Origin of the sequence: Jiella sonneratiae, assembly GCF_017353515.1 — a bacterium.
Taxonomy (GTDB): domain Bacteria; phylum Pseudomonadota; class Alphaproteobacteria; order Rhizobiales; family Rhizobiaceae; genus Jiella; species Jiella sonneratiae.
In genome coordinates this window covers 1-12,086 of the sequence record NZ_JAFMPY010000031.1, presented here as the reverse complement: position 1 = coordinate 12,086, position 12,086 = coordinate 1, and the positions used below count along the sequence as shown (strand labels likewise).

At 69.9% G+C, this 12,086-nt stretch carries 10 protein-coding genes; 7 read left to right on the top strand and 3 right to left on the bottom strand.

The window, feature by feature from the left end:
- The first annotated feature begins 2 nt into the window (after positions 1-2).
- From J1C47_RS20665 to J1C47_RS20655, 3 genes are read left to right on the top strand one after another with little or no spacing between them, the layout of a single operon-like run.
- Positions 3-911 (top strand): dihydrodipicolinate synthase family protein, encoded by a 909-nt coding sequence (locus tag J1C47_RS20665; RefSeq protein WP_207352699.1) that lies wholly within the window; start codon positions 3-5, stop codon positions 909-911.
- On the top strand, positions 908-1,885 hold the full coding sequence (locus J1C47_RS20660; RefSeq protein WP_207352698.1) for a phosphoglycerate dehydrogenase: 978 nt from the start codon (positions 908-910) through the stop codon (positions 1,883-1,885). The genes J1C47_RS20665 and J1C47_RS20660 overlap by 4 nt, the downstream gene beginning before the upstream one ends.
- On the top strand, positions 1,875-2,936 hold the full coding sequence (locus J1C47_RS20655; protein ID WP_207352697.1) for an Ldh family oxidoreductase: 1,062 nt from the start codon (positions 1,875-1,877) through the stop codon (positions 2,934-2,936). The genes J1C47_RS20660 and J1C47_RS20655 overlap by 11 nt, the downstream gene beginning before the upstream one ends.
- Before the next feature lie 44 nt (positions 2,937-2,980).
- Here J1C47_RS20655 and J1C47_RS20650 read toward each other — a convergent pair whose 3' ends face one another.
- The gene (locus J1C47_RS20650) at positions 2,981-3,715 is read right to left on the bottom strand and encodes a FadR/GntR family transcriptional regulator (protein WP_207352696.1); all 735 of its coding nucleotides are present in this window, start codon (positions 3,713-3,715) and stop codon (positions 2,981-2,983) included.
- Positions 3,708-4,829: a four-carbon acid sugar kinase family protein gene (locus tag J1C47_RS20645; RefSeq protein ID WP_207352695.1), complete on the bottom strand. Its 1,122-nt coding sequence runs from the start codon at positions 4,827-4,829 to the stop codon at positions 3,708-3,710. Before J1C47_RS20645 ends, J1C47_RS20650 begins: the two co-directional genes overlap by 8 nt.
- A gap of 210 nt (positions 4,830-5,039) precedes the next feature.
- Between J1C47_RS20645 and pdxA the strand changes: the two genes are divergently transcribed.
- Complete coding sequence (gene pdxA / locus J1C47_RS20640; RefSeq protein ID WP_245396711.1) at positions 5,040-6,041, top strand: 4-hydroxythreonine-4-phosphate dehydrogenase PdxA; 1,002 nt, start codon at positions 5,040-5,042, stop codon at positions 6,039-6,041.
- A 69-nt stretch (positions 6,042-6,110) separates the two neighbouring features.
- Here the strand turns inward: pdxA and J1C47_RS20635 are convergent, their stop codons facing one another.
- Positions 6,111-8,306 carry a putative bifunctional diguanylate cyclase/phosphodiesterase gene (locus J1C47_RS20635; RefSeq protein WP_207352694.1) on the bottom strand — a complete coding sequence of 732 codons (2,196 nt, stop codon included), beginning with the start codon at positions 8,304-8,306 and terminating at the stop codon, positions 6,111-6,113.
- A 284-nt stretch (positions 8,307-8,590) separates the two neighbouring features.
- Here J1C47_RS20635 and J1C47_RS20630 point away from each other — a divergent pair, with 284 nt between their 5' ends.
- The 3 genes from J1C47_RS20630 (at position 8,591) to J1C47_RS20620 (ending at position 12,085) form a co-directional block, all read left to right on the top strand.
- Positions 8,591-9,007 carry an NUDIX hydrolase gene (locus J1C47_RS20630; protein ID WP_207352693.1) on the top strand — a complete coding sequence of 139 codons (417 nt, stop codon included), beginning with the start codon at positions 8,591-8,593 and terminating at the stop codon, positions 9,005-9,007.
- A gap of 457 nt (positions 9,008-9,464) precedes the next feature.
- Entirely contained in the window at positions 9,465-10,964 is a 1,500-nt protein-coding gene (gene glpD / locus J1C47_RS20625; protein WP_207352692.1) for a glycerol-3-phosphate dehydrogenase, read from the top strand.
- 41 nt (positions 10,965-11,005) lie between these two features.
- Positions 11,006-12,085, top strand: coding sequence for an ABC transporter ATP-binding protein (locus J1C47_RS20620; RefSeq protein WP_207352691.1), 1,080 nt, complete (start codon positions 11,006-11,008; stop codon positions 12,083-12,085).
- Position 12,086: the final 1 nt, after the last annotated feature.

Below are 12,086 nucleotides of genomic sequence, written 5' to 3'. Positions count from 1 at the left end.
TCATGGCCGATTGCGAGACCTTCGTCGCCCTGGTCACCTGCTTTCGCGACGACGAAGCCATCGACTACGAGGCGACGCGCCGCCAGGTCCGGCGTCAGGTGCAGGCCGGCAACAACATCATGTGCGCCGGCACCAACGGCGACTTCACGGCCCTGACGTTCGACGAGAAGGTGCGGCTCACCGAGGAAGTCGTCGCCGAGGTCGGCGGGAAGGCGCGCGTCATCGTCAACGCCGGAATGCCCGCGACCCACGAAACCGTGCTGCTCGCGAAGGAATTCGACCGGATCGGGGTCGACGGCATCGCGGTCATCACCCCCTATTTCATCGCCTGTACCCAGGACGGGCTGGTGCGCCACTTTTCGACGGTCGCCGACAGCGTCTCGACCCCGGTCTATCTCTACGACATCCCGGCCCGCACGCAGAACCACATCGAGCCTAAGACCGCCGCGACGCTGGCGCGGCACGGCAACATCGCCGGCATCAAGGACAGCGGCGGCGCCAAAGAGACGCTGGAAGCCTATCTCGCGGTATCGAAGGCCGCGAGCGACCGGTTCGACGTCTATTCCGGCCCCGACTCCCTCGTGCTCTGGTCGTTCGAGAACGGCGCCAAGGGCTGCATCTCGGGCCTCGGCAACGTCATGCCGGAGGTCCTCGCCGCGATCTGCCGGGCCCACAACGAAGGCGACGCGCAAGAGGCGGCGCGCCAGCAGGAGCGCTTCACGGCGCTGCGGACCGACCTCTACGCGCTTGGTTATCCCCCCGCCCTCGTCAAGCGGGCGCTCTACCTGATGGACCCGAGCGTCGGTGCCAGCCGCCAGCCGGCGCTGCTGCCGACCCCGGAGCAGGATGCCGCGATCGGCCGTATCCTCGAGGCGCACGGCCTCACCCGCTCCGCCGAGGCCGCGCAATGACCGTCCTTGCCACCACCTCGCCGGGCTTCGGCCGGCACGGCCGCGTTCCCGCAGCGCTCGAAGCATCGGGCTGGGAGGTCATCCGCTGCGTCGACACCTCCCGTCCCGACGGCGGCCTGTCGGATCACCTGGCGCGCGTCGACTACATCGTCGCGGGTCTCGTGGCGGTGACCGAGGCGACGCTCGATGCGGCGCCGAACCTCAAGGCGGTCCTCAAGCATGGCGTCGGGGTCGAAAAGATCGACATCGCCGCCTGCACCGCCCGCGGCATCCCGGTGCTCAACACGCCGGGCGCCAACGCCAACGCCGTGGCCGAGCTCGCCCTCGGCATGATGTTCGCCTTCGCCCGCAACATCGCCTCGGGCCACCGCGACGTCGTCGGCGGCGGCTGGAACCGAAAGGTCGGGAGCGAACTCGCCGACAAGACGCTCGGCGTCGTCGGGCTCGGAAACATCGGGCGGATCCTGGCGCAAAAGGCCCGCGCGCTCGGCCTGTCGGTGCTGGCGACAGACCTTCGTCCGGACGCCGCTTTCGCCCGCGAGAACGCCATCGAGCTCGTGCCGCTCGACGACCTCCTGGCGCGGTCGGACTACGTCTCGCTGCACGTCTTCGGCGGCAAGGACAATGCGGCGCTGATCGATGCGGCGCGGCTCGCGCTGATGAAGCCGACGGCCTGTCTCCTCAATCTGGCGCGCGGCGAAGTGGTCGATCTCGACGCACTCGCCGCGGCGATTTCGGCCGGGCGTCTGGGCGGAGCGGCGATCGACGCCTACAGCCAGGAACCGCCGGACGTCGCGCATCCGATCTTTCGCTGCGAGAGGGTCGTGTTCACGCCGCATACCGGCGCCGACACCACCGAATCCATCGAGCGCATGGGTCTCATGAACATTGCCGACATCAAGGAACTGATGGCCGGCGGCAGACCGGCCCGGGTGCTCAATCCGGAAGTCTTCGAGGGTCGGCATGGACGCTGACGCCGCGCCGCCGCGCTACGACGCGAAGGCGCTGGTCGCCGCGACGCAGGCGCTGTTCGTGGCGGCCGGCCTCGAACGGGAAAAGGCCGTCGCCGTCGCGCACTATCTGGTCGAGGCGGATCTCCTCGGCCACTCCACCCACGGCCTTGCGCTCGCAGGCTGGTATCTCGACAGCATCGCCGACGGCGTGATGGCGACGGCGGGGGAACCCGAGACGATCGCCGACCGCGGGGCGGTGGTCACCTGGCGCGGCAGGCGCCTGCCCGGGGCCTGGCTGACCGCGAAGGGTCTGGAACTCGCCTGCGAACGGGCGATGGTCCACGGCGCGGCGACGGTGGCGATCGGCGACAGCCATCACATCGGCTGTCTCGCGGCCTATCTGACGATCGCCACCGACCGGGGCATGATGGCGACGATCGCCAGTTCCAGCCCGTCCGGAGCGCAGGTCGCGCCGTTCGGCGGGCTGAAGGGCGTCTATACGCCCGACCCCGTCGCCCACGGCATCCCGACGCCCGGCGATCCGATCCTCATCGACATCTCGGCCTCGATCACCACCGTCAACATGAGCCAGCGGCTCATGCGCGAGGGCCGGCAGTTTCCGCATGCCTGGCTGATGGACAGCGCCGGCCGGCCTTCGAGCGATCCAAAGGTGATCGCCGAGGGCGGGACGCTGCTGCCGACCGGCGGCCACGACCACGGCCAGAAGGGTTACGGCATGGCCCTTCACGCCGAAGCGCTGACGCAGGGTCTTGCCGGCTACGGGCGCGCCGACGCGCCGAAGGGCACCAATGCCGCCGTGACGATCCAGGTCTACGATCCCGAGGCGTTCGGCGGCCGTGCGGCCTTCCTGAGGCAGACCGGCTGGCTGGCCGATGCCTGTCACGACAATCCGCCGCGTCCGGGTGTCGAGCGGGTCCGACTGCCCGGCGAGGCCGGTCTGAACCGCAGGCGGCAGGCGCTGCAACACGGCGTGCCGCTGCATCCGGGCATCGTCGAGAGCCTCGCCCCGCATGCGGCGCGGCTGAAGGTGGAGCTGCCGGCTCCTCTCTGACCGCGGCGCGGCCCCCGGGACGAGCCGGCGCGGCCGCGCTCCGGTCAACGCGACAGGTCGATCAGGCCGCCGCCGAAGAGGCGGTCGCGCGAATTGGTGATGTGCTGGCGCATCACCCGCCGGGCGGCCTCCGCGTCCCCGCCGCGGATCGCGGCGAAGATCGCCGTGTGCTCGGCGAAGACTTCCTCGAGGCCCTTCGCGCCACCCGACATCAGCGACTGGCCGTGCATCTTCATGCCGACGTGGATGTGCTCCCGCAGGGCCCGCATCGAGGCCTCGTAATACTGGTTGTTCGCCGCCCGGGTGACGGCGAGGTGAAAGGCGTAGTCGGCATCCTCGCGGTGGGTGAGCGACCCGGTCGCGCGGCTGAGCAGCGTCAGCGCCTCGTCCATCTCCCGCAGGCTGGCATCGTTGCGCCGCACGGCCGCCATCGCGGCCGCGTCGACCTCGAGGGTCAGGCGGAATTCGTAGCAGCGCTGGATGTCGGCGATCGTCTCGACCCGGGCGAAGCCGAGCGCCCGCGTCTGCGGCGCCCGCACGTAGCTGCCGGCGCCCTGGCGCGAATAGACGAGCCCCTCGGAGCGCAGCCGTTCCAGCGCCAGCCGCAGGATCGGCCGCGAGACGTCGAATTCTTGGGCGAGCCGGGTCTCCGGCGGCAGTTTCTGGTTCGCCTGATATTCGCCGTTGCTGATGCGGCTGTAGAGGAGATGGTAGACCCGGTCGGCGAACGTCGCCCGGGGCCTGCCCTGCTCCTGGCGGGCCGCGCCTCCCTCATCCATGACCTTTATCCTCCCGCAACCGGTCCTCGCTCGACTTGTCCACGGGTTGCAGCGCCTCGACAAGACGGAGCAGCGTGCCCGGATCGCCGAACCCGCCGGACTTGGTGACGAGCGTCAGCGTGCGGCCGCCGGGCAACCGCACCGTCGAGACCGGCACGCCGGTCTCCGCCTCGCCGCACGGAAAAAGCACGCCGATCCCCAGCCGGCCGAGCAGGGCGTCGGCGGTCTCGCCGCCGCAGGCAAGGAGCGTCGCCGGCCGACGTGCCTCGACGAGGGCGCAGACGCGGCACGCGAACTCCGCCCCCGCCGCCGCCGCGTCGACGCCGCCCCCGCCCTGCGTCATGCGTGCGAGCGTCAGGGCCGAGTCGCCCCACCCCTCCGCCGGGAGCCTGCCGTCCGGCGCTTCGATCTCGGCCATGTCGCCGCGCCCGGTCAGCCGGTCGAGCTGCTCCAGGGTGATCGGGTCGCGGGAGCCGACCGCCATCACCATCGGCAGGCGGAGGGTCGGCGGCCGTGTCACGCGGCCATCGGCCGGGGAAAGCAGGGAATGTGCGACGTGGCTCGCGAGCGCGGCGGCGAGCGAGCGGGCGCCGGCAAACAGCGTCTCGGGCGTGCACCACGCCGTCAGTGCGGCGAAATCCGTCTCGCAGGCCGTATCCGGCACGACGATCGTTGCGGGCAGACCGTCGAACAGCGCGGCGACGTCGACCGGCACCGGAAGGCCACGCCCGGTCAGCGATCCGGCGCGGACGACCCGGCCGAGGCTCGGCAGCGCCGGCGCGACGACGACCGTCCCGCGACCGCTCAGACGGGCGAGCCGCCCGGTCTCGGCCGCCGCATGCCCCTTCAGCCGCGAATCGACCTTCTTGAAGAGGATCGGGATCTTTGCCGCGGCCGCCGCTTCGAACACCTGGTCCAGCAGGGCGAGCGCCGTTTCGGCGGGGACTTCCCGGGAGCCCGTGTTCACCGCGACGACTTCGGCGCCCGCCGCGAGCGCTTCGGCAAGATCGGCGGGGCGCCGCGCCACCACGGTCCGCAATCCGCGTTCGGCGAAGACGACGGACGAATCGAGCGCGCCGGTCAGATCGTCCGCAATGATCAGAACCTCGCTCACGCCGCCTCTCCCTCGTCCCGCGCCGGACGGCTCATCGTTCTTGGCAGCGAATGACATGTCATGTTGAAAAATTCCGCCGACCTGCCGAGATTGAGCCTTCAGGGGCGACGAATGAGAGCCGTCGCATCGGCTCCTGGACCGAACTGCCAAAATCAATTGACAAGTCATCCGCGTCTCGTCAAGAACCCGGCCAGATGCATGAGGAGCACCATGAGCGACACGATCCTCGAAGTCCCGCCCATCGCGATCACCATGGGCGACCCGTCCGGCGTCGGAGCGGAAGTGATCGTCAAGGCGCTCGCCCAGCACGCCCCGGCGGACCGGCGCCGCTTCGTCGTCGTCGGCGATCGCGAGACGCTCGAGCGCGCCGCCGGGACCAGCGGGTCGGACGTCGCCTTCCACGCCTTCGGAGAGGCCGGGAGCGCCGGTTCGATCGCGCTCGCCCATGTTCCCGTCGCCGGTCTTCCCGGCCGTTTCGGCGTGCTCGATCCCGCCTGCGGCGAAGCGTGCTACCAGTACATCGCCACCGCCGTCGCGATGGCGCAGTCCGGCTCCGCGGCCGGCATCGTCACGGCGCCGATCAACAAGGAGGCGCTGAATTCGGCCGGCCATCACTATGACGGCCACACCGGAATGCTCGCGGCGCTCACCGGCGCGCCGTCCTCCTTCATGCTGCTCGCCTCCGAGCGGCTGAAGGTGATCCACGTCTCCACCCACATCTCGCTGAAGGGAGCGATCGACCGGGCGATGCCCGAGCGGATCCTCGCCACGATACGGGCCGGCCACGCGCATCTGCGGCGGATGGGCTACGAGGCGCCGAAGATCGCGGTCGCCGGAATCAACCCGCATTGCGGCGAAAACGGCCTTTTCGGCGACGAGGACGACCGGCACGTGCAGCCCGGCGTCGCAATGGCCCGGGCCGAAGGCATCGACGTGGTCGGGCCGATCTCGGCGGATACCCTCTACTACCGGGCCTATCAGGGCGCCTTCGATCTCGTCGTCGCCCAGTATCACGATCAGGGCCACATCCCGATCAAGCTCGTGGCCTTCGACAGCGCGGTGAACGTTTCGCTCGGCCTGCCGATCGACCGCACATCCGTCGATCACGGCACCGCCTTCGACATCGCCGGCACCGGCCGCGCCAACCACGTCAACATGCTGTGCGCGCTGGACTATGCGGCCCGGCTCGCGGCGAGCCGTCCCGCCGCCTGACGCCTGACGCCTGACAAGGTCAGGCCAGCCGGGAGCCGGATCGCCCGGCGCCTTCCCGCCGGCTCGCTCTTATCCGGCCGCCTGCAGATGCAACGCCGTCGCCCCGTTTGCGCCTAAGCTGCCGGGTGCGCGCCGCGACGGCCAGGTTCCGAGCAGGGCGGTGAGCCGCAGCGGATCCTGCGGCCGGGCGAGATAGTAGCCCTGCGCCTGGTCGCATCGCTCGTCCGCCAGAAAGGCCAGCTGCTCCCGGGTCTCGACGCCTTCGGCCGTCGTCACCATGCCGAGGCTGCGGCCGAGCGCCACCACCGAGCGGACGATCGCCGCGGCGTTGGGGTCGGTTTCGAGGATACCGACGAAGGACCGGTCGATCTTGATCTTGTCGAAGGGAAAGCTGCGCAGATAGCCGAGGCTGGAATAGCCGGTGCCGAAATCGTCCATGGCGATCCGGACACCGTGCGCCTTGAGGGCCTGCAGCGTCTCGAGCGGCTTGTGGCTTTCGTCGAGCAGCATGCCCTCGGTGATCTCGAGTTCCAGGCGCGACGGCGCAAGCCCGGTGCTTTCCAGCGTCTCGCCGACGAAACGGGCGAAGTCGCCGTCGCGGAACTGGGCCGGAGAGACGTTCACCGCCAGGGTGACGCCTGGCCACAGGGCGGCCTGCGCACAGGCGGTCTCGAGCAGCCACTTGCCCATCGGAACGATCAGGCCGCAGGTCTCGGCGATCGGGATGAAGACCGCCGGGCTGACCCATCCCCGCTCCGGATGGTTCCAGCGCATCAGCGCCTCGACCCCGACGATGGCGTTGCTGTCGACGTCGACCAGCGGCTGGTAGTGAAGCTCCAGGCAGCCGGCGGCGAAGGCCTCGTGCAGGTCGCTTTCGAGCTGCCGCCTCTCCTCGATGGAAGCGCTGATCTCGCGGCTGTAGAAGCGGAAGCCGTTCCGGCCCTCCGACTTGGTCTGGTAGAGTGCCATGTCGGCATGGCGGAGCAATTCATCGACGCTGCCGCCGTCCCATGGCGCGAGGGCCACCCCGACGCTGACGGTGACGGAGAAGGCGCGTCCGTCGATCTCCACCCGCTCGGCGAACGCCTCGACGATCTGGCGGCAGACGAGTTCCACCGCCTCCCGGTCCGGCCGATGGGTGATGAGGACCGCGAATTCGTCGCCGCCGAACCGGGCGGCAAGGCCGGTTCCGCCGGCCGCCTTGCGCAGCCGTTCGGCGACGGTCTGGAGAATCCGGTCGCCGGCGCCGTGGCCCATCGTGTCGTTGATGAACTTGAAGTGATCGACGTCGACGCACAGCACGGCGACGCACGCGCCCTCTGCGTCCATCGTGCCGAGGGCCTCCTCGCCCCGGGCGTGGAACTGCGCGCGGTTCGCCAGCCCGGTCATCGCATCGTGGGAGGACAGAAACTGCAGTTCGTTGTCGACGACCGCCTTCTCGGCTTCCAGCCGGCGCTTGGCGATCAGGCCGTCGCGGAAGGTCCGCAGCGAGCGCGCCATCGTGCCGATCGCGTCGCCGCCCTGCGCGAAGTCGAGTGCGACCTGCGTGTCGCCGCCCGCCAGGCGCTCCGTCGCCGCCGCCAGCCGGCGCAGCGGGCGCAGGGCGAACAGCCGCAGCAGCAGATAGATCGCCGCCAGCGTCAGCGAGAGCGTGAGAGCCGCCCATGCGACGCGCCCCAGTATGCCGGCACGCCACTGCTGCAGCGCCGCCGTCAGATCCACCGCGGCGCTGTAACCGCCGATGACCTCGCCCGGGCGCATCCCCATCAGGCCGGCATGGCACCCGGCACATTTCTGGTCGCTGGCGTGGCCCTTGCCGAGCACGACCGGACGCGACAGCCGGAAGCGGTCGTCGGCGAACCGGCTGAGCGGCGCACCCGAGGCGACGACCTCGCCGTCGACGGCGTCGACCGGACGCTCGACCTCGCTCTCGCCGTTCGCCAGCTGGTAGCTGACGACCTTCGGCCCCATGAAGACCCAGAGCTCGACATTGCGGGTGACCGCCGAAAACTGCGCCATGGTGCCGTTCAGCGTCTCGATCGCCGGATCGCCGTCCTCGGTCCTGCCGCGATTGAGCATCGACTGGACGTGGACGGCTTCGAGCATGTCGATGGCGGCCTGCGCTTCGTCCTCTGCCGCCCGGATGATCGCATTGCGCTGGCCGGCGATCTCGAAGGCGACGCCCGGCACCTGGACGGCGAGGAGCACGGCGGTGACGGCAGCGAGGATCGACGTGGTGAGGGTGAAGTGAGGCAGGACGCGCATCGGAAGGGACCGTTCGGAGACTGCCCTATGAATGCAATGAATAGATTGAACCTTCGTGTAGACCGCCTCCCGCCGTCCGGCCCGGCCGGCGCCCCGTCACGCGCCGGGGAGGCGAGCGGTCGCGAAGCCCTCGGCGGGGCGCCTCTCGATGCCGGCGAGCGGGCGCCACACCCGGCAGCCGGAAAGGGCTTGCTGCGAGGTCACCCAGGCGATTGGACGTTGTCGCGCAAGCTCCGTGTGGTATGAGCGAACCTTCATCCGGCAATTGATTCGAGCGACTTATCATGAAGACCAAGCGCCGGCAGCAGTTCGGCGCGCTGCCGTTCCGGAAGAACCGGGAAACCGTCGACGTCCTGCTCGTCACCTCGCGTGACACCGGCCGCTGGGTCATCCCGAAAGGCTGGCCGATGCGCGGCAAGCGGCCGCACCGGGCTGCCGGGATCGAAGCCTTCGAGGAGGCCGGCGTCGTCGGCAAGCCGGGCAAGAAGCCCATCGGCCAGTACGACTACGACAAGCGCGTTCCCGGCGGGGCGGTGCCGTGCCGCGTCGTGGTGTTTCCGCTGCCGGTCGACGAACTGACCGAGGAATGGCCGGAGATGGAACAGCGGCACCGCGAGTGGCACGCGGCCGATCGGGCGGCGGACCTCGTCGCCGAGCCCGAGCTTCAGGAACTCCTGCGGACGATCCAGACCCTGCTCTGACCATCGGACCGGGCGCCGGCGATCGCCGTCGCCCTGCCCCTGTCCCTGCCCTGCCCCTTCCCCGAGGGTCGCCGGCGCGGACGAGTTCCGGCCGGCCGGCCTATGCGACGACGCCCCAGATCGCGGCCCCGTGCTGCGGGCCGCCATGGCAGCGGCCGCCCTCACGCTCCTTCCGAACGCTCTCTCAGCCACAGGCGACCGGCGCCTTTGCCACGGATCGGCGCCGTGCCTTTCCCCTATCGCGAAGCTGCGCGCTTCGGGACCGGCCGCGACGCATTTTCGATCGGGGTTCTCGGGCCCCCCCTGTGCCTTGACGGCGGCATGAATGGGCCGGCGAGCGCGCCGCCGCGCCCTGCAGGCGCCAGCGCGATTTCGTTTGACCTTCGCTTCGGTTTCGCATTACACTTCCCGGCATTCGCAATCGCAACCGAAATGCTGCAGTGCGAAGCGGGAGGCCATGAAGACCTACGACATCTTCGTCATCGGCGGCGGGATCAACGGCTGCGGCATCGCCCGCGACGCTGCCGGGCGTGGCTATGCGGTCGGCCTCGCCGAGATGAACGACCTCGCCTCCGGCACGTCGTCCTGGTCGACCAAGCTGATCCACGGCGGATTGCGCTATCTCGAACACTACGAGTTCCGCCTCGTGCGCCATGCGCTGATGGAGCGCGAGGTGCTCTGGCGGATCGCCCCGCACATCATCCGGCCGCTGCGCTTCATCCTGCCGCATCACGGCGGTCTGCGGCCGAAATGGCTGCTGCGCACCGGCCTCTTCCTGTACGATCACATCGGCGGCCGCCGGAAGCTGAAGGCGACGACGCGGGTCGACCTGAAAGGCCCCCTCGGGGCGCCGCTGAAGCGCGAATACACCACCGGCTTCGAATATTCCGACGCCCGCGTCGACGACGCCCGCCTCGTCGTCCTCAATGCCCGCTCCGCCGAGGCGAAGGGCGCCGACATCATGGTGCGCACCCGGCTCGTCGCCGCGAGGCGCGAGGCGGGCCTCTGGCAGCTGACGCTTCGCAACGAGGCTTCGGGGGAGGAGACGCACGCGGCGGCGCGGTTCCTCGTCAACACCGGCGGCCCCTGGGTCGACATCATCCTGCGTGGGGCGATCGGCCGCAACGAGGCCCACCACATCCGCCTCGTCCAGGGCTCGCACATCGTCACGAAGAAGCTCTACGACCACGACCGCGCCTACATCTTCCAGAATTCCGACGGCCGGATCATCTTCACCATCCCCTATGAGGACGACTTCACCCTCATCGGCACCACCGACCGCGACTTCGAGGGCGATCCGGCGGACGCCGCGATCACCGACGAGGAGACCGACTATCTCGTCGCGGCGGCGAGCGAGTATTTTTCCCGCCCGGTCACCCGAAACGACATCGTCTGGAGCTTCTCCGGGGTCAGGCCGCTGTTCGACGACGGCGCGTCGAAGGCCCAGGAAGCGACCCGCGACTACGTGCTGAAGGTGGACGGCGGGAGGGAAGGCGCGGGCCTTCTCAACTGCTTCGGCGGCAAGATCACCACCTACCGGGTGCTGGCGGAAGACGCGATGGAGAAGATCGCGGCGGCGATCGGCCACAAGGGCGCGACCTGGACCGGCGAAGCCGCGCTTCCGGGCGGTGATTTTCCCGTCGACGGCATCGCGGCGCTGGAGGCGGCGTTGGCCCGCAAGGCCCCGGAGCTTTCCAAGGCGACGATCCGCCGGCTGGTGCGGGCCTATGGAACCCACGCCGCGGGCTTCGTCGAGGCCGGCCGGATGGGCGAGTCCTTCGGACACGGGCTGCATGCCGCCGAGGTCGATTTCCTGATCGAACGGGAATGGGCGCGCAGCGCCGAGGACGTCTTGTGGCGCCGCTCGAAGCTCGGCCTGCGGTTTTCCGCCGCCGAGGTCGAGCGGCTGGCCGCATATGTTGAAAAGGCGACGGAAAGACAGATGGCGGCGGCCTGACAGGCCCGCCGGCAACGCTGTCGACCGTTTGGGAGGACGGATTGCTCGAACTCATCAATGTCAGCCGGAAGGTCGGGGGCGAGGACCACGTCGTCGACGTGTCGATGCAGCTTCAGCGCGCCTCGCTGAACGTGCTGCTCGGCCCGACGCTCGCCGGCAAGACCTCGCTGATGCGGCTGATGGCCGGCCTCGACGCGCCGACCGCCGGCAGGGTGGTGATGGACGGCAGCGACGTGACGGGGGTTCCCGTGCGCCGGCGCAACGTCGCGATGGTCTACCAGCAGTTCATCAACTACCCGACGCTGACCGTCTACGAGAACATCGCCTCGCCGATGCGCGTCGCCGGCCGGCCGAAGCCGGAGATCGACGCGGCGGTGAAGAAGGCCGCCGACCTCTTGAAGATGTCGCCCTATCTGGGTCGCACCCCGCTCAACCTTTCCGGCGGCCAGCAGCAGCGCACCGCCCTCGCCCGGGCTCTCGTCAAGAACGCCGATCTCGTGCTCCTCGACGAGCCGCTCGCCAATCTCGACTACAAGCTGCGGGAAGAACTGCGCGAGGAACTGCCGAAGATCTTCGCCGAGACCGGCGCGATCTTCGTCTACGCCACCACCGAGCCGCAGGAGGCGCTGCTCCTCGGCGGCCGGACGGCGACGCTGTCGAAGGGCCGCGTCACCCAGTTCGGCGAGACGCCGGCGGTCTACCGCGCGCCGCACGACCTCGTCACCGCCACCACCTTCTCCGACCCGCCGCTCAACGTCCTCGCCGTCACCAAGAAGGGGCCGCGCTTTGCCGGCGCCGGCGGCGTCGACTTTCGGGCAGCCCCCGCCCATGCCGGCCTTCCCGACGGGCCCTACAGGATCGGCATCCGGCCGCACCGCCTGGAAATCGGCTCGCCCGACACGGCGGCAGGCTTCGACGCGACGGTGTTCCTCACCGAGGTGACGGGTTCGGAGACCTTCCTCCACGCCCGCCTCGCCGAAGCGCCGATCGTCGCGGTGGTGCACGGCGTCAGGCGGATCGATTCCGGCGCGCGGGTGCGCTTCGCCTTCGATCCCGCGCAAGTCCTCGTCTTCGACCCGGCCGGCGCCGCGGCGGGCGGCACCGCCGCGAAGGCGGCCTGAG